Origin of the sequence: Bacillus cereus group sp. BfR-BA-01360 (genome assembly GCF_022663595.1) — a bacterium.
GTDB classification, from domain to species: Bacteria; Bacillota; Bacilli; order Bacillales; family Bacillaceae_G; genus Bacillus_A; species Bacillus_A cytotoxicus.
In genome coordinates this window covers 94,826-119,152 of the sequence record NZ_JAKUFV010000008.1, presented here as the reverse complement: position 1 = coordinate 119,152, position 24,327 = coordinate 94,826, and the positions used below count along the sequence as shown (strand labels likewise).

Sequence of the window (24,327 nt, the reverse complement as noted above, 5' to 3'; positions counted from 1 at the left end):
CTTGCATCATTGCTGAATATTTTGGATTATTATTTTATATTTTTAGTATAGCGAATTGGTTGGGAAAGAACGATCGATAAAGATGACGTAAACATTACATTGTTGTAAGAAAAAAGCATCTTTTATGAAACAAAGATGCTTTGGAAGCGAATAGTGACAATTCCATGTTTATATAAAACAGGAATTATTTTTTTGAAGATATATAACCCTCAATTCGCACTGGATGTGTATAAATATTGCAAGAGTTATTGCGAATAAAGCCGACAACAGTAATGCCTAAATCATGTGCGAGTTGTAATGCTAATTTTGTTGGAGCGGATTTAGAAAGGATAATTTCACAACCGATTTTAGATACTTTTAATAAGATTTCAGATGAAATTCGGCCGCTAAATGCAATGATTTTTCCTGTGACGGGTATATCATGGCGTAAACAATAGCCATATATTTTATCTAATGCGTTATGTCTTCCAATATCCATTCTTGATAAAATGAGGCTATTTCGATCACATAAGGCTGTATTGTGAACGCCCCCGGTTTGTTGGAATGTAGTGGAAGACTGTTGTAAGGCAGTCATTAAATAAAAGCATTCTTCAGGAGTAAGTGTGATATGTACATCATGTAATTTTTTTGCTTTGGCTACATCATTAACAAAAACAAAGCCTTGTCTACTTTTTCCACAGCAAGAGGTAACATATCTTTTATTATATAAAGATTGGTAAAGAGGATTAATTTGCTTTGCTTTTACATGAACGATTCCCTGATCTTTCTGAATCCATAACTCTTCAATATGTTGGTAAGAAGAAATAATGCCTTCCGAAATTAAAAAGCCTACTACCATGTCTTTAATATAATTTGGAGTGCATACTACAGTAACATATTCTTCACCGTTTAATTTAATTGTAATCGGAGTTTCGGTAACAATTTCATCATGTTTTTCAGAGAACATGCCATCTTGATAATGCACCATGTTATATGTTTCTTGGACAGGACCCATATTCTTTTCCCCTTTTTATGTATTTTTTCTTATTCATCATGAAATATTGAACTACTACTTACATTATAAGATTCTTTTGGTTATTATTGTATATTTACGATATAATAGAGCTGTAGAATAGTGTCATTTTGACTTTCGTATTATATGTTAATAGCACCATAGAATTGACCATCTTAGATAGGATGTAAGGTATTTCAAAATATGTATAACAACATAAAATGAAAACGGATTCATATTTGTGTTGTGCAGTGAGTGGTAAGGAGAGGGGAAAGTATGGCTGAACAGACAGTTCGTGTAACGATTGATGGGCAAGAGTTCGTTTCATCTGATGGAAAAACGATACTACAATTATTTAACGAAAGTAATTTAGAGCATCCACAAATTTGTCATGTGCCAGAAGTAGATCCAATTCAAACTTGTGACACATGTATTGTTGAGGTAGATGGAAAATTAATGCGTGCTTGTTCTACAAAAGTGGAAGATGGTATGCATATTGAAAGAAAATCAGCACGTGCTAAAACAGCGCAAACTGAAGCGATGGACCGCATATTAGAGAACCATTTATTATATTGTACAGTTTGTGATAACAATAATGGGAATTGTAAGATTCACAATACGGTACATATGATGGGAATTGAAGAGCAGAAATATCCATATAAACCGAAAGTCAGCCCAAGCGAAGTGGATATGTCACATCCATTTTATCGTTATGACCCGAACCAATGTATTGCATGTGGTCAATGTGTAGAAGTGTGCCAAAACTTGCAAGTGAATGAAACATTATCTATTGATTGGAGTTTAGAGCGTCCGCGCGTAATCTGGGATAACGGTGTAAGCATTAATGACTCATCGTGTGTAAGTTGTGGTCAATGTGTAACAGTTTGTCCTTGTAATGCATTAATGGAAAAAACGATGCTCGGAGAAGCTGGATTTATGACAGGGCTTAAGCCGGATGTACTAGATCCAATGATTGATTTTGTGAAAGATGTAGAACCAGGATATAGTAGTATTTTAGCAGTTTCAGAAGTGGAAGCTGCAATGAGGAAAACGAAGATTCGTAAGACGAAAACAGTTTGTACATTTTGTGGCGTTGGTTGCTCATTTGAAGTATGGACGAAAGACCGTCAAATTTTAAAAGTACAACCTGTATCAGACGCGCCAGTAAACGGAATTTCTACATGTGTGAAGGGGAAATTTGGCTGGGACTTTATCAATAGTGAAGACCGCATTACAAAACCGTTAATTCGTCAAGGGGATATGTTTGTTGAAGCTTCATGGGAAGAGGCTTTAGAAGTAGTTGCATCTCATATGCAACGTATCAAATCTGAATATGGAAGCGATGCATTTGGATTTATTTCTTCTTCCAAAGTAACAAATGAAGAAAACTATTTAATGCAAAAATTAGCTCGGCAAATATATGGAACAAATAACGTAGATAACTGCTCCCGTTATTGTCAATCACCGGCAACAGACGGTTTATTTAAAACAGTTGGTATGGGGGGAGACTCTGGTACAATACAGGATATTGCTGAAGCTGGACTTGTTATTATCGTAGGAGCAAATCCAACAGAAGGTCATCCTGTGCTGGCAACGCGTGTGAAACGTGCTCATAAATTGCATGAACAAAAGCTTATTGTAGCAGACCTTCGGAAACATGAAATGGCAGAACGGGCTGATTTGTTTGTTCATCCGCGCCAAGGAACCGACTATGTATGGCTTGCTGGAGTAACAAAATATATTATTGATCAAGGATGGCATGATCAATCCTTCATAAATGAAAATGTAAAGAATTTTGATGCATATAGCAAAATGTTAGAGAAGTATACACTCGATTATACGGAGGAAATTACAGGGATTTCTAAGGATACATTAAAAGATATTGCACGTATGGTTTATGCAGCAGATGGAACTTGCGTGCTTTGGGGTATGGGAGTTACACAAAATACAGGAGGAAGTACAACATCAGCAGCAATCTCTAATTTGCTTCTTGTAACAGGTAACTATCGTCGTCCAGGTGGAGGTGCATATCCATTGCGCGGGCATAATAACGTACAAGGTGCTTGCGACATGGCAACATTGCCGAACTGGCTTCCGGGATATCAAGCAGTATCAGATGATGCGCTTCGTGCGAAATTTGAAAAAGCATATGGAACTACGATTCCGAAAGAGCCAGGATTGAATAACATTGCGATGCTTGTTGCAGCAGAAGAAGGCAAACTACGTGGTATGTATGTAATGGGAGAAGAAATGGCATTGGTGGATTCGAACGCGAATCACGTACAACATATTTTAGCAAATCTTGATTTCCTTGTTGTACAAGATATGTTTTTATCCAAAACAGCTCGCTTTGCCGATGTCATTTTACCAGCAGCACCAAGCTTAGAAAAAGAAGGAACATTTACAAATACGGAGCGCCGCATTCAAAGGTTGTACGAAGTAATGCCACCCCTTGGTGATTCGAAGCCTGATTGGTGGATCTTACAAAAAGTAGCACGCGCTCTTGGTGGCGATTGGAATTATGAGAGTCCAAGTGAAATTATGGATGAAATTGCATCGCTTGCACCACTTTATTCACAAGCAACATATGATCGTCTAGAAGGATGGAATAGTTTATGTTGGGGAAGCCATGACGGTAAAGATACACCGCTGTTATATGTAGATGGCTTTAATTTTCCTGATAAAAAAGCTCGCTTATCACTAGATGAATGGGTGCCGCCAGTTGAAGCACCAGAAGACTATGATTTATTATTAAATAATGGTCGTGTATTAGAACATTTCCATGAAGGGAATATGACGAAAAAATCAGCTGGAATTCTATCAAAAATTTCTGAGGTGTTTGTAGAGATTTCGCCGGAACTTGCTCAAGAACGGAATGTAAAAGATGGCGGTCTTGTTGAGCTTACCTCACCATTTGGCAAAATTAAAGTGCAGGCACTTATTACAGATCGCGTTACTGGTAATGAGCTATATTTACCAATGCATGCAACAGTGAATGAAGAAGCAATTAATATTTTAACAGGTACGGCAACTGATATTTATACATGTACACCAGCTTATAAACAAACAAGGGTGAAAATGCGCGTACTACGCGAAAAAGGAAAGCGTCCACTCCCTGCTTCAAACCCAAGAAATAAAAAACGTCATCCACAAAATGGGGTTGAAATCCAGAAAAAATGGCAAAGAAAACAATACGTATCACTTGTGGATCAGAATTAGGGGGGCGAAGAACGTGGCAAAAGAAATTACTGTGATTCAAAAGAAAGTCATAACAGAGGAAGAAAAGAAACACCAGTTAACAGATGAGCTCTTAACACAATTAGAAGAAAATCGTGAGGCGGTTGAAGAAACGATACAGTTGCTAGCTAGTTTGCAGCAAGCTGGTATTTTAGATGCAGCAATTAGTTTGCTTGCTGCTAAAGAAGACGTTTCGAAAATTGCGATTGAACAATTAAATCGTGAACCAGTAAAAAACGTATTAAACAATATGATGGGAGCAGGGGAAGCATTATCTTCAGCAGACCCGGAATTGACAAAGCAAATAACTTCTAGTTTAGTTACAGGACTACAATTTGCAACAGATGAATTAAAAAAAGGAAAGAAAACAAAAGTAATGGACTTTTTTAAAGTGCTCAAGGATCCAGACATTAATAGAGCAATTACATTTGGATTTAGCTTTCTGAAGGCATTTGGGCAAGGATTAGATAAGAAATAGAGAAGAAAAGGAGTGATGGAAAAAAGCCATCACTCCTTTTTGAAACGAATAAGTGTGTTTGCGTTCGTTAGAATATATGATTAGTATAGAAAAGATGGACTTCTGATAAGAAATATGAAATCCATTTCAAACATCATTTTTAGAATTTGGAGGACTTTATGTTGCACCGAAAAAAGCTATCTATACTAGGGGTCATGAAACATTCCTTTCAAACGGTACAATTTGCTTTTTGGAATGTGTTGGCTTTTCAACTCATTTATAAATTATTAGCTGCGATTGTTTTTATACCGCTATTTGGTATGATTTTCAATAAATTATTATACTGGGGTGGTTATGCAAATGCTACAAATGATGAATTATTAGCATTTTTGAAAACACCATATGGAATATTAGCTGTTGCTATTTTATCAATATTGGCGCTGTTTCTTATCTTTACAGAGTTTGCAGTGCTTATTATTCTTTCTTATTTTGCACATAAACGTCAAAAGGTAAAATTGCGCCCAGTTTTATATAAGACGGTAACATATTTATCTTCTCTTTTCACGTATTGCTTACCAGGATTTATTTTGTATGCTGTTGTATTGTTACCTTTATTCGGATTCGGATATCAGTCTGCACTTATCCCAGACATTCAAATTCCGAACTTTATAACAGGGGAATTATTTAAAACGACGATGGGGCAAGTTGGGTACTACGCTTTCTTTGCTATCGTCGCTTATATGAATCTTCGCTGGATATTTGTGTTGCCTATTATGGTATTAGAAAAGAAGTCATTTCGAATTGCTGCACGCAAAAGTGCAAATTTAGTAAGAACAAATTTCTTGAAAGTATTGTTCTTTTTAATAGGCTTTTTAGTATCGATAGGAATTGTATTTTTGTTATTTGCGGGAATATACTTTTTATCGATATGGGGAATATATGAATTTACAAATCCAAAAGGGACATTTGCTTTATTAGCTGAATCAACTTTGTCAGTATTTTTAACGAGTACATTATATGTATTTAGTTTTATTATGACGCCATTTTATATTATGGCATTGACTAGATTTTATTTGCAGAAAGTTCCAGTAGAAGATGTTTTGTTAGAAGAAGGGTTAGATTATTCAAAAGCAAGAGCTGAGAAATGTTTTTTTAAAAAACATCGCTTTAAATTCATTGGTGTATATATTGCTGGTGTGTTTACATTAGGAATGGTCGTTGCTTTCATTGTCACTTTCATTTCTAATACGTATAGAGAACCAATTATTATGGCACATCGTGGTTATATTTCAAAAGGTGTAGAAAACACGAGAGAAGCTGTACAAGGTGCGATTGATGCAAAGGCAGATTATGCTGAAATTGATGTGTTACAAACAAAGGATGGTCAACTAGCGGTCATACACGATTTGAAATTAAAACGTCTTGCGAATGAGAATGTACAAGTTGCTGATTTGACAATGGATGAACTCCGTAAGCTAACCTTAAGACAAGATGGGTTTACAGGAAAAATTAGTACGTTAGATGAGATTATAAAGCTTGCAAAAAATAATATAAAGCTCAATATAGAAGTAAAGTTACATGGAAATGAAAAAGACTTTGTAAAAAAGGTACTACAGACAATCAAAGAGAATGAGTTTGAAAAACAATGTGTTATTCAAACGTTACATTATTCTCTTATTCAAGAGTTTAAGCGTGAAAATCCAAATATAAAAGTAGGATATATTTTATATGCAAGTAGAGCGAATTTAAAATATGTACAAGCTGATTTTTATGTCGCGGAAGAATATATGATAAATAAACAAATCGTAAAATCAGCAAGGAAATTAAATAAACCAATCTACGTTTGGACTGTAAATGATATGGAGAATTTAAAGAAATATTATAAATTGAATGTAGATGGAATTATTACAGATTATCCTGTAGATGCAAAAGAAACGATTAAGATGTTGAAAGAACAAGAAGAAAATGAAAATGATATGATCGATAAAGTTATTGAAACAACGGAAGATTTATTTTCTAAGTTGTTTTGATCTATACAAGCTTCCAAACAAAATGGTAATTTCTTTTTGAATTACCATTTTTGTTTGGAAAGCAGTAATTCAGATTTATCATACATGTTTAAAAACATTTACATTCATCATTATATAGTATTATAATGATGAACAAAAGTCTTTATATAGTGTTTGGAGCTTAATTTTGAGTCTTGCTATATAAGCAGGGAATGGAGGGAATATCAAATATATCTATTAATTAATATAATCAAATGTAAAGAGAGGGAAAAGAGATGGTTAAAATTAAAAATTTAAAAGTTTCATCCAAATTGTCATTTATTATTTTCATTTCTACTATTTCAATGATTATTATCGGAATCATTGGATATTCACAAATGGACAAAATGAGTAAACATATAGATGAAATTTACAATAATAGTATGTTGTCTGTACAAACAATGGATAATATTGAATCGAATTTTCATGCACAAGATGCTTACTTGTTAGAGTTTGTCATGACAAATGATGAGGAAAAACATAATAAACTAAATGAGAAATTACAGAAGAATATTCAAGATAATGAAAAGATGATGAAACTTTATGAACAGACGAAGAAGACATCTGATGAACAAAAGGTTTATGAAGCTTTTAAGTCAGACTTAACTGTATATGCTAAAAAAGTTAATGAAATCATTACATTAGGCTTAGAAAATAGAAATGAAGATGCACACGTAAAGCATACAGAGGAGCTTCTTCCTCTAAAAAAAAGCGTTACAGAAAATTTAAAGCATGTTGGACAAATTAACGAGAAGATGGCTCAACAAGCATATGAAGTCACGCAACAATCTGCAAAACATACGCTTACAACATTTATTTTAGTTATCTTGTCAACGATTATTGCGTTAGTGATCTTAGGCTATGTTGTTGCTCAAATGATTACAAGACCTATTCAAAGCTTGGAGATCGAAATAGGAAAGGCTGCAAAAGGAGACCTAACAGCTAGAGCAACATATAAATCTAAAGATGAGATTGGGCATATATCTGAGTCATTTAATGAAACAATGCGGAGTTTAAGTGAGATATTAGGAGTGGTGAAACAAACGGTATATCATGCAGGAAGTTCTACTGATTCTATGTTATTGGATATAAAAAACGTTTCAGAAACAGCAACTACAGTAAGAAATACAATGGAAAAAATCAATAAACATCTAGAATTACAGGATCATGGAATCCAAGAAAATGCAGCTGCGATGAATGATATGGCAATAGGTGTGCAGCAAGTATCGGAATCAGCAGCAACAGTTAGTGAACTTGCGGTAAAAATGAATGAGGATGCAAACGCAGGTAAAGAGATTGTAAACAAATCTATTGTACAAATGGAGGAAATTCATGATGTTGTAAAACGAAGTTTACATGCTGTTCAAGGGTTGGAAGTGCGTACTCAAAATATTGACAAAGCAATAGAAGCTATTGCTTATATTGCTGAACAGACGAATTTATTAGCTTTAAATGCAAGTATTGAAGCAGCAAGAGCGGGAGAGCATGGTAGAGGCTTTGCAATTGTAGCTGATGAAGTACGCAAACTTGCTGAACAATCTAAAGATTCAACAATAGAGATTAATCGCTTACTGAAAGAAATTGAAATGGATGTAAAGAATTTTGCGAAAGAAATGCAAATAGGACAGCAAGAAACAGTAAAAGGTATGAGTGCAATTGAAACAACGAGTCAGACGTTCGATAATATTGTAACGCATATTAATGGAGTCGTAACTCAAATACAAGAAGTATCCTCTTCAACAGAAGAAATGTCTGCGGGTATTGAGGAAGTAAGCGTTTCTTTTTCAGATATTTCGTCTACTTCCCAAACAATTACACAAGAAAACATAAAAGTATTTGAAGTGACAAATAATCAGGCTAAATCGGCGTCAGAAGTAGAAGAAAGATCATTACAGACGATTAAAATAATGAATCAATTACAAAAACAAATTTCACAATTTAAAACAAAAGAAGAATAAGTTTTACGATTCAAAAACTTTTGGTGAGAAATTATAATGGTTTTTGATTGAAAAGAATATATTTCTAAAATATTGCAGTATTAAAAAAATGTATACGTATGCAGTTTTTATTGATTTCTCACATTGTTATATTATTGTCAAATAATAAAGGGTGAATCTCTGTATAATAAAAGTAGAATGATAGATAGTAGAACCCTCCCCTTTTATTTCTTATGGTATAAAGTTTTATATATTTACACTATTTCAAATATATAAACTTTTTTATTTTCTGTATGTTAGCGTTTTCATCGATTTGAAATTATGCTAGAATAAGGACATAAGTTATTAATTATTTAAAAAAGAAAAAAGGATTTCTTTTTTCTGTTAATTATAAGGGGGCATTTCATTATGCGTATTGGGGTACCAACAGAAATTAAAAACAACGAAAACCGTGTAGCAATGACACCAGCTGGTGTTGTACACTTAGTTCGTAACAATCACGAGGTATTTATTCAAAAGGGTGCTGGTTTAGGATCTGGTTTTACAGATGCTGAATATGTTGAAGCAGGAGCGAAAATGGTTGAAACAGCTGAGGAAGCTTGGAATCAAGATATGGTTATGAAAGTTAAAGAACCGATTGAAAGCGAATATAAATATTTTAGAGAAGGTTTAATTTTATTCACATATTTACATTTAGCTCCAGAACCAGAATTGACAAAAGCTTTAATCGAAAAGAAAGTGGTTTCTATTGCTTACGAAACAGTACAATTAGAAAACCGCTCTTTACCATTACTTGCACCTATGAGTGAAGTAGCAGGTCGTATGGCTGCACAAATCGGTGCACAGTTCCTTGAGAAAAATAAAGGCGGCAAAGGTATTTTACTTGCAGGCGTTCCGGGAGTAAAACGTGGGAAAGTAACAATTATCGGTGGTGGACAAGCTGGTACAAATGCTGCTAAAATTGCAGTTGGACTAGGTGCGGATGTAACAATCATCGACTTAAGTGCAGAACGTCTTCGTCAGTTAGATGACATTTTCGGAAATCAAGTAAAAACTTTAATGTCTAATCCTTACAATATTGCACAAGCTGTAAAAGAATCTGATCTTGTAATCGGTGCAGTATTAATTCCAGGGGCAAAAGCGCCAAAACTTGTAACAGAAGAAATGATTCAATCAATGGAACCTGGCTCTGTTGTTGTGGATATCGCGATTGATCAAGGTGGTATTTTCGAAACAACGGATCGCATTACAACTCATGATAACCCAACTTATGAAAAACATGGTGTTGTGCATTATGCAGTTGCAAACATGCCAGGTGCGGTTCCACGTACATCAACTCTTGCATTAACAAACGTAACAGTACCATATGCGGTACAAATTGCGAACAAAGGTTATAAAGAAGCTTGCTTAGGTAACACTGCGTTATTAAAAGGTATTAATACATTAGATGGCTATGTAACATTTGAAGCAGTTGCAGAAGCTCACGGTGTAGCATACAAAGATGCAAAAGAGTTATTAGAAGCAGAAACAGTATCTTGTTAACAAAAGCATTATACAAAATAATAATCGAACAATATTTCATACAACATGATAAGAGCTAAGAGTGAAGACCTCTTAGCTCTTATTAGCAAAAGGGGGCATACATCGTGGCCAACCTATTTAAAAAGAAATCCGTTACGCAATTGTTAGGGGAAAGTAAAAGTAAAACTTTAACGAAAACACTAGGGGCATTTGACCTAACGATGCTAGGGATTGGTGCGATAATTGGTACAGGAGTACTTGTATTAACTGGATTAGTAGCAGCAAGAGATGCTGGTCCAGCCGTTATTTTTTCATTTATGATTGCGGCTGTTGTTTGTGGATTCGCAGCATTATGTTATGCAGAAGTTGCTTCGACTCTGCCTGTTTCAGGTAGTGTATACACATATTCGTATGCAACGATTGGTGAATTTATTGCCCATTTAATGGGATGGACATTGCTATCCGTATATGTAGTAACAACTGCTGCGGTAGCTGGTGGATGGACAGGTTACTTCCATAACTTAATAAGTGGATTTGGATTAGAAATTCCAAAGGAACTGTTAACGATTCCAGCGCAAGGCGGCATAGTGAATTTGCCAGCGGTGGTTATCACTTTAGTACTGACTTGGTTATTATCGCGTGGTACAAAGGAAAGTAAACGTGTAAATAACGCAATGGTGTTAATAAAAATTGGCATTGTTGTTCTATTTATTGCTGTTGGTGTATTTTACGTAAAACCAGAAAATTGGGTACCGTTTGCACCATATGGTTTAAGTGGAATCTTTGCTGGAGGAGCAGCAGTATTCTTTGCTTTCTTAGGATTTGATGCATTAGCAACTTCAGCAGAAGAAGTGAAAAATCCACAACGTGATCTTCCAATCGGTATTATTGCCTCACTAATCATTTGTACAATCATTTATGTTGCAGTTTGTCTTGTTATGACGGGCATGGTTTCTTATAAGGAATTAGATGTACCAGAAGCGATGGCTTATGTATTAGAAGTTGTAGGACAAGATAAAGTGGCAGGTGTAATCGCAGTTGGAGCTGTAATTGGGATTATGGCTGTAATTTTCGCTTATATTTATGCGACAACGCGCGTATTTTTTGCAATGAGCCGTGACGGTTTATTGCCAGAATCTTTTGCGAAAATTAACAAAAAGACAGAAGCACCAACATTTTCGACTTGGTTAACAGGAATTGGTAGTGCTTTAATTGCTGGATTTATTGATTTGAAAGAATTATCAAATTTAGCGAATATTGGAGCGTTATTAACATTTGCGATGGTAGGTGTATCGGTTATCATCCTTCGTAAAACACATCCGAAATTAGATCGTGGATTTAAGGTACCGCTTGTACCTCTTATACCGATCATTTCAATTGCATGTTGTTTATTCTTAATGGTGAACTTACCGTTAACAACGTGGATGTATTTCGGAGCATGGTTAGCAATTGGAGTTGGTGTATACTTTGTATATTCGAAAAAACATAGTCATTTAAAAGAAGATGGAAGTTCGCAAGATAGTTTAGAAAAAGCTAACTAAAGGGATATAAAACATGTAAGCCTTGTGCGTCTAGGGAGCGTGCAAGGCTTTTTTGTGCAAATGAAGAGGACCTATGTTATTTTGTCGAGTTGTTATGTCGGAATATAAAAAGGGATGGAAGAGAAATGCTAGAGGCGAAGGTTGTTGTTGGTGCCGAAGGGGATAATAATCCATGTTGGTTACATACAAATGAGGAAGAATTAAATTTATCGAGCGAAACGTTTTGATCATAGAAATCAGGTTAATAAGTTAGGGTTTGTTTCTTTAATTGTGGATACCGTGAAAATGAAAAGTAAGTAGGAAAGGGGTGTACAAAGTGTACAGCCTTTTTTGTATGAGAATGTGATGGATATGGGAAATAGGCGTATGTCTTGTTAAAATGTGAACGAAATGTTCGAAAAAATGTATCAGATTTCATTGACACATATGAATGGATGTTCATATAATAAAAGCATAAGATATATGAATGATTGTTCATATATTCAAGTGAAGAGGTGAGCTATAATGGCTGAAAATAAAGTAGAAACATGTCAGGATACATGTTCTCAAACAATTATCCATGAAGAAGTTGTAGATCAAGTAAAACAAACAATTCCAAATGATGAAAGTTTAAGTAAAGTAGCAGAATTATTTAAAGTGTTAGGTGATCGTACACGCACGCGAATTTTGCACGCGTTATTTGAAGCGGAGATGTGTGTGTGTGATTTAGCTTATTTACTCGGCATGACACAATCCTCTATTTCCCATCAACTTCGTGTATTGAAACAAGCAAAACTTGTGAAAAACCGTAAAGAAGGAAAGGTTGTCTATTATTCATTAGCTGACCATCATGTAATCGGTATTTTTGAACAAGCATTCGAACACGTAAATGAGGAAGATTAAAAAGAAAAAGCGCAAGGAGGGAGAAAAATGGCTGAGGCACTTGTGAAACGAAAACTTGTGTTGGAAGGATTGGATTGTGCGAATTGCGCTATGAAAATCGAAAAAGGCATTGGAAATTTAGAAGGCGTATCGTCTTGTTCTGTCAATTTTGCAACGAAGACAATGGTTTTAGAGACAGAGAAAAATAAAGAAGGCCATGTTGTTACGGAAGCAAAACAACTCGTTACGAAATTAGAACCGCACATTAAAGTACGGGAAGAACAAAACAAAAAAAGCGTAAAAGAAGTATTGGTATTAAATGGGTTAGATTGTGCAAATTGCGCATTAAAAATTGAAACGAATGTAAAAGAAATGCCTGGTATTTCAACAGCTACAGTTGATTTCGTATCGAAAAAATTAAAAATAGAAGTTACGAATAAAAAAGAACTAGAAACAGTAGTAGCGAATGTAGAACATGTTGTTCATAAGTTAGAGCCAGATGTAAAAGTTGTTCGTGAGGGGAAAAAAGAACATCATCATGATCATAGCCATGGAGAAGGAAATGTAAAGAAAATGATTGTACGCTTAGCGATAGGTGGGGGATTAACAGCAGCAGCGCTTGCAGGACTACCACAAGCAATGAGTATTTCTCTTTTCATCATCGCATATTTACTAATTGGTGGGGAAATCGTGTGGCGCGCGGTAAGAAATATAGCTCGCGGCCAAGTGTTTGATGAAAACTTTTTAATGGCTGTAGCAACGTTAGGTGCATTTGCGATTGGTGAATATCCTGAAGCAGTTGCAGTTATGCTTTTCTACCAAGTAGGTGAATTGTTCCAAAGTATTGCAGTAAATCGTTCCCGTAAATCAATTACTTCATTAATGGATATTCGTCCTGAATATGCAAACGTTAAAGTCGGAAATGAAACAAAACAAGTCTCACCAGAAGACGTACAAATTGGTGATTATATTATTGTGAAACCAGGTGAGAAAGTACCGTTAGATGGGAAAGTAATTGAAGGAACATCAATGGTAGATACTTCAGCATTAACGGGTGAATCTGTACCGCGAGAAGTAGAAGTTGGGAATGAAGTATTAAGCGGTTTCGTAAACCAAAATGGTGTATTAACCATTGAGGTAACGAAAGAGTTTGAGGAATCAACAGTATCTAAAATTTTAGATTTGGTACAAAATGCAAGTAGCCGTAAAGCACCAACAGAAAATTTCATTACAAAATTTGCTCGCTACTATACGCCTGTTGTCGTGATTACAGCAGCTGTATTGGCATTTATTCCACCTCTTATTTTAGAGGGAGCTACATTCTCAGAGTGGATTTATCGTGCGTTAGTATTTCTTGTTATTTCTTGTCCATGTGCATTAGTCGTATCCATTCCGCTCGGATTCTTCGGTGGCATTGGCGGCGCATCTAAAAGTGGTATTTTAGTGAAAGGAAGTAACTATTTAGAAGCATTAAATGATGTACAACATATTGTTTTTGACAAAACAGGAACATTGACAAAAGGTGTTTTTAAAGTAACAAAAATGGAGCCAGCTGGCACGACTACGAAAGAGGAACTTCTTGAATATGCAGCATTCGCAGAAGTATATTCAAATCATCCAATTGCGCAATCCATTCGAAATGCGTATAGAAAGTCAGTTGATGAAAAAAATATTGAGGATTATAACGAAATTTCTGGTCATGGTACAGTAGTAAAAGTAAATGGAAAAGAAATTTTTGCCGGTAACGCAAAATTAATGAAAAAAGAAAATATTGAATTCCAGCAGCCAGAAACGGTAGGGACACTTGTTCATGTTGCTGTTGACGGAAGATATGCTGGGTATATTGTAATTTCAGATGAAGTAAAAGAAGATTCAAAACAAGCGATTCAGAAATTAAAAGAGCTCGGTATTAAGAAAACAGTTATGCTAACAGGTGATGCCAAACGGATTGGAGAAGCTGTTGGAAAAGAGCTTGGATTAGATGAAGTACATGCGGAACTATTACCAGAGCAAAAAGTAGAAGAAATTGAAAAAATTGCTGTGGCAAAACAGTCGAAAGAAAAAGTTGCTTTCGTTGGTGATGGTATTAATGACACACCAGTATTAGCGAGAGCGGATGTTGGGATTGCGATGGGGGGTTTAGGATCTGATGCAGCGATTGAAGCGGCAGACATTGTCATTATGACAGATGAACCTTCTAAAATCGCAACGGCTATAAAAATTGCCAAACGTACGCGTAGCGTTGTGTGGCAAAATATTATTTTTGCGCTTGGTGTAAAAGGTCTTGTGTTACTACTCGGGGCATTTGGAATTGCAACCATGTGGGAAGCTGTCTTCTCTGATGTCGGTGTTACATTAATTGCTGTATTAAATGCAATGCGTGCGCTTAGAGTAAAAAATTTATAAAGTAAAAAGAGGAGTGAAGAAAACTCCTCTTTTTACTTTTGGATATTTTTTGTAATTTGTTCCCTTACAGTTTGAATATACTTCATTTTATGATTCCAACATTCTTGACTTAAATCGACAGGATATTCTTCAGGATTGAGTGTTCGCATATATTCTTCCCAAAATAATGTTAAGCTGTTTGCAGTATATTTTTGGATATCTAGTATGTTAGGTAATTCATATACTCTATTTCCATCTGTGAAAATATCGTGATGGAGTTCGCGTGCTTCAAAATTTGTTACAAATTTACTAATATACGTATGGACAGGGTGGAACATTTTCAAACGCTTTTCTTGCCCAGGTTCTTCGGATTCTAATGCGATATAGTCTCCTTCAGCGTGATTGTTCATGCGATTGATAATTCGATAAACTCGTTTGAGTCCTGGTGTTGTAATCTTTTCTGGATTGGAAGAAATTTTAATGGTATCGTTTAATAGCCCTTGTTTATCTTCGATCGCGACAAGTTTATAGACGGCTCCTAATGCAGGTTGTTCAAAAGAAGTAATAAGCTTTGTTCCAACCCCCCAGACGTCGATTTTGGCTCCCTGAGATTTTAAATGCATAATTGTATATTCATCTAAATCGCTAGAAGCAATAATTTTTGTGTTCGTAAATCCAGCTTCATCAAGCTGTTTACGAGCTTCTTTAGATAAGTATGCCATATCCCCGCTGTCAAGACGAATGCCATAGAAATCAATGCGATCTCCAAACTCTTTGGCAACTCGAATTGCATTTGGTACACCAGACTTTAATGTATCATATGTATCCACTAAAAAGACGCATTTTTTATGTGTTTCTGCATATTTTTTAAAGGCAACGTATTCATCCCGATAGGCTTGAACGAAGGAGTGGGCATGTGTACCTGCTACAGGAATTCCAAATCGTTTGCCAGCACGAACGTTACTTGTGGAAGAAAAGCCGCCAATAAAAGCTGCGCGTGTTCCCCAAAGAGCAGCATCAAATTCATGAGCGCGCCGTGTTCCGAATTCTAATAGTTCATCATTACCAGCAGCATGCTTCATACGAGCTGCTTTTGTTGCGATTAATGTTTGATAATTTACGATATTTAATAAAGCTGTTTCAATAATTTGTGCCTCGCCAAGTGGCGCATCAACGCGCAATAAAGGTTCGTTATTAAAAACAACTTCACCTTCTCGCATGCTGCGAATAGTCCCTGTAAACTTCATATTTTGTAAATAACGAAGAAATTCCTCTTCAAATTGTAATTCAGTTAAATATGCAATATCACTTTCAGTGAAACGGAAATTTTCTATATACTCTATAATTTTTTCAAGACCAGCGAAAACTGCATAGCCATTTTCAAATGGGAGCTTTCGAAAATATAAATCAAAAACAGAACGGCGATTGTGAATCCCGTCTTTCCAATATGTATAAACCATATTGATTTGATATAAATCAGTATGTAAGGCGTAACTATCGTCTTTATAATGATTCATTGCGAAAAACACCTCCGTAATTTGGTTATAGTATACCAATTTTTTTATTTTTGTACCAAAAAAAGGATTTTTATTTTAATTATATATTCGAAGAAAATATAAAAGGGAATATTAAATTTTTTTAAAAAATTTAAATTTATCAATTTATATTTCTCTTAATTTTATGTATTATTAAAGTAGTGAGGGTAAATGAGAATGGAGGAGGACAATGCAACAAACATTAGAGAAAATCGGCAAACAAGTTTTTTATAAACGACTGCAGCAAAAAATGACACAAGAAGAATTATGTCAGGGCATTTGTTCCGTCTCATATTTAAGTAAGATTGAAAATGGAAAAATCGAAGCATCGGAGGAAATCTTGCAGCTACTCTGCACAAGGTTAGAGATTGCCGTTTCAGATTTACGAGATGTAGAAGAAGAAGTGAAAGACAAATTGGATGAGTGGTTAAATGCATTAGTTCATTTAGATAAACCACAAGTTGAACGGATTTATAAAGAATTGCAAGAAGAAATGAATCAAGTTTTAGATTTTGAAATCATCAACTATTATAAATTACTTTATACACGTTATTTAATCATGAAACGAGATCTTCCAGCACTGGAAGAAGAGCTGGAGGAATTGAAGAAGGTGTATAAGAAGTATTCTCCGTTTCAGAAGTTGCTATATACGTATAGTAGGGCTTTAATGTACTTTATGAAGCATAGATATAAGGATTCACTTGAGTGTTTAGTTCAGACAGAGTTAATGGCAAAAGAACAAGGATATTATGAGACAGGTATTTATTATAACTTGGCACTTGTATATAGTTATTTAGAACTTGATTATATGGCTATATATTTTGCTAATATTGCATTAGAAGGATTTCGAAGCGAATACAAATTCCGAAACGTGATTAATTGTCAATTGATTATTGCTTTTAGTTACATTCGAAAAAAACAATATGATGAAGCTTTAGAAATGTATAATAATATTTCAAGAGAAGCAATTTCTTTTGCGGATAAAGACGTTATTACTTCAATAGTATTAAATAATCTGGGCTATTTATATTATCATAAAAAAGAGTATAAAAAAGCAAAAGAATATTATTTGCAGTGCTTACAGTATAAAAAAGAAAAAAAGAAGAAGACCTTAATTATATTGATGCTGTATATGAAATTTCCTTACAATGTGTTCAATTACAAGAGTTTGAAGAGGCAAGAGAATGGATTGATAAAGGCATAATTGTCGCGAAAAAAGATGAAAGATACAAGGGAATGCTGTATTTATTATTAATACTTCAATATAAATACTTTGAAAAAAAAGAAGCGTACAAAAGATTTTTAGAAGCAGAGGCCATTCCTTTTTTTAAAGCAGAAGAAAATACGAAAGATTTAAAAAAGGTTTACTTAGAACTAGCTGAATGTTTCGAAGAATTATCAGAATTCCAAGAAAGTAGTCATTATTATAAATTAGCTGTGAAATTATTAGAAGAAGAAGGAGGAAAATAATATGAAAAAGGTGATTTTTGGTGGAATTGTATTGGCAGCATTGTTGATTGCGGTACTAGAACCTCAATATGGTTGGAGGCCAGATATGTCCATTGGAGAAGGAAATATAGTAGAAAAAGTAAATTTATAATACCATTGAGAAAGGCTCTTTTCAAACGAAAAAGGGCCTTTCTCAACATTTGTTCTCCAAAATTCTACAAAACTTGAGAAAGTAATTATTTGATTTTTTTGTATATTCATAGCGAAAACTTAATGATAATATAAAGCTACTCTTTTTAAAAATTTTTATTTAGGGGGAAGGTTGAATGAAAAAGAAGAGTTTAGCTTTTGTATTAGCAGCAGGGATGGCTGTGACGACATTTGGAGGGACGAGCTCTGCGTTTGCAGATTCAAAGAATGTGCTCTCTACGAAAAAGTACAATGAAGCCGTTAAATCGCCAGAGTTTGTAGCAGGTGATTTGACTGGAGCGACTGGAAAGAAAGCAGAATCTGTCGTGTTTGATTATTTAAATGCGGCCAAAGGGGACTATAAGTTAGGAAATAAAAATGCCGAAGATTCTTTTAAAATTAAAGAAGTGAAAAAGGATTCGGTAACAGATTCGACAGTCGTACGTATGCAACAAGTATTTGAAGGGACACCTGTATGGGGGTCTACTCAAGTGGCTCACGTAAGTAAAGATGGCTCATTGAAGGTGTTGTCTGGAACGGTTGTACCAGATTTAGATAAAAAAGAGAAATTAAGAAATACGAATAAGATTGAGGAGAAAAAAGCAATTGCCATTGCTGAACAAGACTTAGGGTTAAAACCAAAATATGAAGTAGAGCCCAAAGCTCATTTACATGTCTATCAAAATGGCGATGAAACAACGTATGCCTATGTTGTAAATTTAAATTTCTTAGATCCGCAACCAGGAAACTATTATTATTTTATTGAAGCAGAAAGCGGTAAAGTATTAAATAAATACAATACATTAGATCATGTAACTGAAGAAAGTAAAGTACCGGTTAATCAAGAGTTTACAAAACAAGAAAAAGGAGCTATCAAACCTGTAACGGGAACGAATGCAGTTGGGACAGGTACAGGTGTATTAGGAGATAAAAAATCAATAAATACGACATTATCTGGATCTACGTATTATTTACAAGATAATACGAGAGGGGCGCAAATTTTCACATATGATGCGAAAAATCGTTCTTCTTTACCAGGAACGTTATGGGCAGATGTTGATAATGCATTTCATGCAAAGTATGATGCAGCAGCAGTAGATGCTCATTATTATGCGGGCGTCACATATGATTACTATAAAAATACGTTTAATCGAAATTCTATTAACGATGCAGGAGCTGCGCTAAAATCAACAGTTCATTATGGAAGTAATTATAATAATGCTTTCTGGAATGGTTCGCAAATGGTATATGGAGATGGTGATGGAGTAACATTTACTTCGTTATCTGGTGGAATTGATGTAATTGGGCATGAATTGACACATGCTGTGACAGAATATAGTTCGAATTTAATCTATCAATATGAGTCGGGTGCATTAAACGAAGCGATTTCTGATATTTTTGGTACATTGGTAGAATACTATGATAATCGTAATCCAGATTGGGAAATTGGAGAAGATATTTATACACCTGGAAAAGCCGGAGATGCACTTCGCTCTATGAGTGATCCGACAAAGTATGGTGATCCAGATCATTATTCGAAACGCTACACTGGTTCTGGTGATAATGGTGGAGTTCATACAAACAGCGGAATTATTAACAAAGCGGCTTATTTATTAGCAAATGGTGGCACACATTATGGAGTGACAGTGAATGGTATTGGCAAGGATAAAGTAGGAGCAATTTACTATCGTGCAAATACGCAATATTTCACGCAATCGACTACATTTAGTCAAGCTCGTGCTGGTTTAGTACAAGCAGCAGCTGATTTATACGGTGCAAATTCTGCAGAGGTAACAGCGGTAAAACAATCATATGACGCAGTTGGAGTAAAATAAGAAAAAATAAAAAGGAGCGATATGCTCCTTTTTATTTTTTCTTCCATTTCCTCCATATATATATGATTCCGATGCAACTAGCAATTGTTATAATCCATTTTGCTTCATTCGTTCCATTCATAACATGATATGCAGAATATACTTCAATGAGCAATGCTGGTATTTTTCCGATTGTACTTGCAATGCTGAAGGATAATAATGATATTTTTCCTAATGCAGCAAATAATGTGATGATGCTTGATGGAATAAATGGAACGAGTCGAAATGATAAGACAAGAAAAAATGCTTCTTTCCCTTTTACGTAAAGGAGCCGCTTTATCTTTGGATAAGCATTTATTTTATCGTGTGTAAATTTTTGTAATCCTAAACGATAAAGATAAAATGAAACAATTGCACCTAAAGCTTCTCCTGTGATTGAAATCATTGTTCCATCTAGTAGACCGAATAATTGTATATTAATCGCTGTTAAAAATATGCTAGGGATGAGTCCAAGTAAGCTAATAACGATATTAAATAGAATACTAAGTGGAATGGCGATGGTATCATGCTCTTTTAATGTATCGTAAATAAGTTCGTCCATAGTGATAGATCCTTTATCTTTTTTAGCATTACACCATATTTCAGGAAGATAGGCAAGGGTGGATTTGTTGTAAAATACATAGTTTTTATTTTAAAAATTTGCAACATTATACCCCTTACGGGTATAATATATAAGGGGAGGGGGTATGTTGGTGGCCATTGCGTGAATCAAGAAAAGATGGTACCTAGAACAGATGAAGAAATTGAAAAAGTTGTAAATCGTTTAAAAAGAATTGAAGGCCAAGTGAGGGGCATTCAAAAGATGATGGAAGATAATCGCTATTGTATTGATGTATTCATTCAAATTTCTGCAGTGCAAAGCAACGTTAAATAAAGTTCGTTTTTCATTGTTAGAACGTTATGCAAATCGTTGTATAAAAAAGCTGTTCAAGAAGGAAATGGGGATGTATTTATAAAAGAGTTTTAATGAGAGTCAACAAACAGTTCTCGAAATAGAAAGGAGACGAACTGTATGGGGAAAACAAAACAAATAACAATTGGTATTGATGGAATGACATGTTCAGCTTGTTCCGCGCGGATTGAGAAAGTATTAAATAAGCTAGATGGTGTGGAAGCGAATGTGAATGTAGCAATGGAACAAGCGACGGTTCAATATGATGAAGAGGAACAAAATATAGAAGCAATTACAAATCGTATTAAGAAATTAGGATATGAAGTTCGAACGAAAAAAGTAAATTTTGATATTGAAGGTATGACATGTGCTGCATGTTCAAATCGAATTGAAAAAGTAATCGGCAAAATGGAAGGAATTGAAACAGTTACCGTTAATTTAGCTATGAACACTGCAACGATTGTCTATAAAGATGGTCTTCTTACAATAGAAGCGATTCTCGATAAAATAAAGAAATTAGGCTATAAAGGTAAACTGCAAGAAGACGTTGGATCGACGAAAAAAGAAGAGCAACTAAAAAAGAAAAGAAAACAACTGTTTCTTTCTATTTTATTGTCACTTCCCCTTCTTTATACGATGGTGGCACATTTGCCGTTTGAAACGGGAATACCAATGCCGCATTTTTTAATGAATCCATGGGTGCAATTATTATTTGCAACACCGGTACAATTTTATATTGGTGCACACTTTTATAGCGGTGCATATCGTGCATTGCGAAATAAAAGTGCAAATATGGATGTACTTGTTGTACTTGGTACATCGGCTGCATATTTTTATAGCTTATACGAAGGGATCAAAACAATACAGGAACCATCTTATTTACCTCAGCTTTACTTTGAAACAAGTGCGGTGCTAATTACACTAATACTTGTTGGTAAGTATTTCGAGGCGCTTGCAAAAGGAAGAACAACAGAGGCTATTTCAAAATTACTAAGTTTACAAGCGAAAGATGCCTTGGTTATTCGTGATGGAAATGAAATATTAATTCCTATAGAAAATGTTGTGATTGGCGATTCAATTATAGTGAAACCAGGTGAGAAAATACCTGTGGATGGTATTGTATTATCAGGTATATCCTCAGTTGATGAAGCGATGATTACAGGTGAATCTATCCCGGTTGAAAAACAAGTTGGTGATGCTGTAATAGGAGCGACAATCAATAAAAATGGTATTCTCACAATGCGTGCTGAAAAAATAGGGAAGGATACTGCCCTTGCAAGTATTATTAAAATCGTTGAAGAAGCTCAAGGGTCAAAAGCACCAATTCAGCGCATGGCAGATATCATTTCTGGCATTTTCGTTCCGATAGTAGTTGCGATTGCGATAGTTGCTTTTCTTGTTTGGTATTTTGCTATTGCTCCTAATGATTTACCACAATCATTAGAAGTCGCCATAGCTGTATTAGTAATTGCTTGTCCTTGTGCACTTGGTCTTGCTACGCCAACATCAATTATGGTGGGAACTGGAAAAGGCGCAGAGGCAGGTATACTTTTTAAAGGCGGAGAATATTTAGAAGCGACACATAAAATTAATGCTGTGTTACTAGACAAAACTGGTACTGTTACAAAGGGAAAACCAGAAGTTACAGATGTATTAAGCTTGCAAGATAATATGCTCGCATTTGCCGCTTCAGCAGAAAATGTTTCAGAACACCCATTAGCGGCTGCAATTGTTGAGTACGGGAAACAACAAGGAATTACACTCTTACCTGTAGAGGATTTTCGGGCGGCACCTGGACACGGTATTGAAGCTAGGATTGAAGCACAGTCCATTGTGATTGGAACGCGAAAATTAATGAATGAGCATGGTGTGAATATAGGTCAGTTTGAAGAGCACATGGCCGCTCAGGAAGCTGATGGTAAAACTGTTATGCTTGTAGCGATTGAAAATCAATTCGCAGGAATGATTTCTGTAGCAGATACAATTAAAGAAAGTTCAAAAGAAGCGATTCATGAGATGAAATCTGCTGGAATCGATGTATACATGGTAACAGGTGACAATCAGCGAACAGCAGAAGCAATTGCAAAACAGGTAGGAATTGAACATGTGTATGCGGAAGTGTTACCCGAGAAAAAAGCACGTATTGTGGAGGAATTACAGCATAACGGGAAACAAGTGGCGATGGTTGGTGATGGGATGAATGATGCTCCAGCCTTAGCAAAAGCCGATATTGGGATGGCGATTGGAACAGGAACAGATGTAGCAATCGAAGCAGCAGATGTTACTCTTGTCGGTGGGAACTTAAAACATATCCCGCAAGCAATTGAGCTAAGTACAAAAACAATGAAAAATATTCGCCAAAATTTATTCTGGGCTCTGTTTTATAATGCAATTGGTATACCAATTGCGGCAAGCGGTCTGTTAGAGCCTTGGGTAGCTGGTGCGGCGATGGCATTTAGCTCTGTGTCTGTTGTAACAAATGCTCTTCGTTTGAAACGTGTTAAAATATAAATAGAATGGAAACTAAAGTTCTTATTTTTATAAATACAAGAGGATATAGAAGGAGGAAATAAAAATGACTGTAACATTAAATGTAAAAGGAATGACATGTAATCACTGTAAAGCAGCTGTAACAAATACCCTTCAAGAGATAAATGGTGTAAGTCGTGTAGTAGTTGAGTTACAGGCAGGTACAGTAGAAATTGCATATGATGAAACGAAAGTAAATGTTCAGCAGTTAAAAGATGCAATTGAAGAACAAGGTTATGATATTGTATAGATATTCATAAAAAAACGTGTGGATTTTATCATTCTACACGTTTTTTTTATGAATTGACTTTTCGTGCAGTTACAATAATAATCATGGAAGAGGTGATAGAATGAAACGATTTGGCAACATATTGTTAAGTAGTTTACTGGCAATGATTCTTATATTAAGTGGATGTGCTGGGAAAGAGCAAAAGAAAGTAGAACAAAAAGGAAACAACTCAGCATCCATCGAAAAAGTGAGTGACAATATTTTAGACGAAATGGAAGGACCACCGAAAAATGGTCATACGATAGAAAGACATGTCGGTAAAACAGAAGAACAATTACAGGAACGTTTGCGTACTGATAAAGTATCTGCAGCAAGTACATATTATGATAAAGAAACGGCTACAAAAGCTGTAAAAGATAGTATAAAGCAACATGAGCAGGAAATTGATAAGTGGTTAAAGAACTCTAAAGAAAATCGTCTTGTCTTACATACAAAACATTCATTCCCTGTTGGAAAAACGGTATTAAAAAAGAATATGAGTGTAAAGGATAAACTTATGAATACAGTTACAGTTCTCGCAAGAGATAAATCAGGATCATTAGGTTTTAAAATAGTTACTTCCTACCCATCAGATAAATAAAAAAGGAGGGGC

General features: G+C 35.1%; 15 protein-coding genes and 6 pseudogenes. 18 read left to right on the top strand and 3 right to left on the bottom strand.

The window, feature by feature from the left end; translation table 11 throughout:
• Nucleotides 1-184: 184 nt before the first annotated feature.
• On the bottom strand, nt 185-994 hold the full coding sequence (gene fdhD, locus MR056_RS10050; protein WP_048723275.1) for a formate dehydrogenase accessory sulfurtransferase FdhD: 810 nt from the start codon (nt 992-994) through the stop codon (nt 185-187).
• A 273-nt stretch (nt 995-1,267) separates the two neighbouring features.
• Here fdhD and fdhF point away from each other — a divergent pair, with 273 nt between their 5' ends.
• The 11 genes and pseudogenes from fdhF (at nt 1,268) to MR056_RS10010 (ending at nt 14,999) form a co-directional block, all read left to right on the top strand.
• Entirely contained in the window at nt 1,268-4,210 is a 2,943-nt protein-coding gene (fdhF, locus tag MR056_RS10045) for a formate dehydrogenase subunit alpha (protein ID WP_048723273.1), read from the top strand.
• A gap of 13 nt (nt 4,211-4,223) precedes the next feature.
• Nucleotides 4,224-4,706 (top strand): helical membrane plugin domain-containing protein, encoded by a 483-nt coding sequence (locus tag MR056_RS10040; protein WP_048723271.1) that lies wholly within the window; start codon nt 4,224-4,226, stop codon nt 4,704-4,706.
• Nucleotides 4,707-4,864: 158 nt separating this feature from the next.
• Nucleotides 4,865-6,715: a glycerophosphoryl diester phosphodiesterase membrane domain-containing protein gene (locus MR056_RS10035; protein ID WP_048723270.1), complete on the top strand. Its 1,851-nt coding sequence runs from the start codon at nt 4,865-4,867 to the stop codon at nt 6,713-6,715.
• Between the two features lie 254 nt (nt 6,716-6,969).
• Nucleotides 6,970-7,740, top strand: a pseudogene (locus tag MR056_RS22865) (MCP four helix bundle domain-containing protein); the annotation flags it as partial.
• Nucleotides 7,738-8,539, top strand: a pseudogene (locus MR056_RS22860) (methyl-accepting chemotaxis protein); the annotation flags it as partial. The pseudogenes MR056_RS22865 and MR056_RS22860, both read left to right, overlap by 3 nt.
• A gap of 539 nt (nt 8,540-9,078) precedes the next feature.
• The gene (ald, locus tag MR056_RS10025; protein WP_011983618.1) at nt 9,079-10,212 is read left to right on the top strand and encodes an alanine dehydrogenase; all 1,134 of its coding nucleotides are present in this window, start codon (nt 9,079-9,081) and stop codon (nt 10,210-10,212) included.
• A gap of 104 nt (nt 10,213-10,316) precedes the next feature.
• Entirely contained in the window at nt 10,317-11,732 is a 1,416-nt protein-coding gene (locus MR056_RS10020; protein ID WP_011983619.1) for an amino acid permease, read from the top strand.
• Nucleotides 11,733-11,857: 125 nt separating this feature from the next.
• Nucleotides 11,858-11,941, top strand: a pseudogene (locus tag MR056_RS22410) (class I SAM-dependent methyltransferase); the annotation flags it as partial.
• Nucleotides 11,937-12,032: pseudogene (locus tag MR056_RS22645) on the top strand (class I SAM-dependent methyltransferase); the annotation flags it as partial. The pseudogenes MR056_RS22410 and MR056_RS22645, both read left to right, overlap by 5 nt.
• Nucleotides 12,033-12,236: 204 nt before the next feature.
• Entirely contained in the window at nt 12,237-12,614 is a 378-nt protein-coding gene (locus MR056_RS10015) for an ArsR/SmtB family transcription factor (protein ID WP_011983620.1), read from the top strand.
• A gap of 27 nt (nt 12,615-12,641) precedes the next feature.
• Complete coding sequence (locus tag MR056_RS10010) at nt 12,642-14,999, top strand: heavy metal translocating P-type ATPase (RefSeq protein ID WP_011983621.1); 2,358 nt, start codon at nt 12,642-12,644, stop codon at nt 14,997-14,999.
• Nucleotides 15,000-15,031: 32 nt separating this feature from the next.
• Here MR056_RS10010 and MR056_RS10005 read toward each other — a convergent pair whose 3' ends face one another.
• The gene (locus MR056_RS10005; RefSeq protein WP_011983622.1) at nt 15,032-16,495 is read right to left on the bottom strand and encodes a nicotinate phosphoribosyltransferase; all 1,464 of its coding nucleotides are present in this window, start codon (nt 16,493-16,495) and stop codon (nt 15,032-15,034) included.
• 208 nt (nt 16,496-16,703) lie between these two features.
• Here MR056_RS10005 and MR056_RS10000 point away from each other — a divergent pair.
• The 3 genes and pseudogenes from MR056_RS10000 (at nt 16,704) to MR056_RS09990 (ending at nt 19,986) form a co-directional block, all read left to right on the top strand.
• Nucleotides 16,704-17,983, top strand: a pseudogene (locus tag MR056_RS10000) (tetratricopeptide repeat protein).
• A 1-nt stretch (nt 17,984) separates the two neighbouring features.
• Nucleotides 17,985-18,113 carry an NprX family peptide pheromone gene (locus tag MR056_RS09995; protein ID WP_140388385.1) on the top strand — a complete coding sequence of 43 codons (129 nt, stop codon included), beginning with the start codon at nt 17,985-17,987 and terminating at the stop codon, nt 18,111-18,113.
• A gap of 175 nt (nt 18,114-18,288) precedes the next feature.
• Nucleotides 18,289-19,986, top strand: a complete 1,698-nt coding sequence (locus MR056_RS09990; protein ID WP_011983624.1) for a M4 family metallopeptidase — start codon at nt 18,289-18,291, stop codon at nt 19,984-19,986.
• Nucleotides 19,987-20,017: 31 nt separating this feature from the next.
• Here MR056_RS09990 and MR056_RS09985 read toward each other — a convergent pair whose 3' ends face one another.
• Nucleotides 20,018-20,566, bottom strand: coding sequence for a TVP38/TMEM64 family protein (locus MR056_RS09985; RefSeq protein WP_011983625.1), 549 nt, complete (start codon nt 20,564-20,566; stop codon nt 20,018-20,020).
• A 177-nt stretch (nt 20,567-20,743) separates the two neighbouring features.
• Between MR056_RS09985 and MR056_RS09980 the strand changes: the two are divergent.
• The 4 genes and pseudogenes from MR056_RS09980 (at nt 20,744) to MR056_RS09965 (ending at nt 24,315) form a co-directional block, all read left to right on the top strand.
• Nucleotides 20,744-21,021, top strand: a pseudogene (locus MR056_RS09980) (metal-sensing transcriptional repressor).
• Nucleotides 21,022-21,037: 16 nt separating this feature from the next.
• Entirely contained in the window at nt 21,038-23,428 is a 2,391-nt protein-coding gene (locus MR056_RS09975) for a heavy metal translocating P-type ATPase (RefSeq protein WP_011983627.1), read from the top strand.
• A 64-nt stretch (nt 23,429-23,492) separates the two neighbouring features.
• Nucleotides 23,493-23,696: a copper chaperone CopZ gene (gene copZ, locus MR056_RS09970; RefSeq protein WP_011983628.1), complete on the top strand. Its 204-nt coding sequence runs from the start codon at nt 23,493-23,495 to the stop codon at nt 23,694-23,696.
• A 100-nt stretch (nt 23,697-23,796) separates the two neighbouring features.
• Nucleotides 23,797-24,315: an RNase A-like domain-containing lipoprotein gene (locus MR056_RS09965; protein ID WP_011983629.1), complete on the top strand. Its 519-nt coding sequence runs from the start codon at nt 23,797-23,799 to the stop codon at nt 24,313-24,315.
• The last annotated feature ends 12 nt before the right edge of the window (nt 24,316-24,327 follow it).

Excerpts from the sequence above, each read along its gene's own strand:
- fdhD (WP_048723275.1), bottom strand. The coding sequence starts at position 994 with ATGGGTCCTGTCCAAGAAACATATAACATGGTGCATTATCAAGATGGC.
- MR056_RS10005 (WP_011983622.1), bottom strand. The coding sequence starts at position 16,495 with ATGAATCATTATAAAGACGATAGTTACGCCTTACATACTGATTTATAT.
- ald (WP_011983618.1), top strand. The coding sequence starts at position 9,079 with ATGCGTATTGGGGTACCAACAGAAATTAAAAACAACGAAAACCGTGTA.
- MR056_RS09995 (WP_140388385.1), top strand. The coding sequence starts at position 17,985 with ATGAAAAAGGTGATTTTTGGTGGAATTGTATTGGCAGCATTGTTGATT.
- MR056_RS10010 (WP_011983621.1), top strand. The coding sequence starts at position 12,642 with ATGGCTGAGGCACTTGTGAAACGAAAACTTGTGTTGGAAGGATTGGAT.
- MR056_RS09985 (WP_011983625.1), bottom strand. The coding sequence starts at position 20,566 with ATGGACGAACTTATTTACGATACATTAAAAGAGCATGATACCATCGCC.
- MR056_RS10015 (WP_011983620.1), top strand. The coding sequence starts at position 12,237 with ATGGCTGAAAATAAAGTAGAAACATGTCAGGATACATGTTCTCAAACA.
- MR056_RS10035 (WP_048723270.1), top strand. The coding sequence starts at position 4,865 with ATGTTGCACCGAAAAAAGCTATCTATACTAGGGGTCATGAAACATTCC.
- copZ (WP_011983628.1), top strand. The coding sequence starts at position 23,493 with ATGACTGTAACATTAAATGTAAAAGGAATGACATGTAATCACTGTAAA.
- MR056_RS09990 (WP_011983624.1), top strand. The coding sequence starts at position 18,289 with ATGAAAAAGAAGAGTTTAGCTTTTGTATTAGCAGCAGGGATGGCTGTG.
- MR056_RS09975 (WP_011983627.1), top strand. The coding sequence starts at position 21,038 with ATGGGGAAAACAAAACAAATAACAATTGGTATTGATGGAATGACATGT.
- MR056_RS09965 (WP_011983629.1), top strand. The coding sequence starts at position 23,797 with ATGAAACGATTTGGCAACATATTGTTAAGTAGTTTACTGGCAATGATT.
- fdhF (WP_048723273.1), top strand. The coding sequence starts at position 1,268 with ATGGCTGAACAGACAGTTCGTGTAACGATTGATGGGCAAGAGTTCGTT.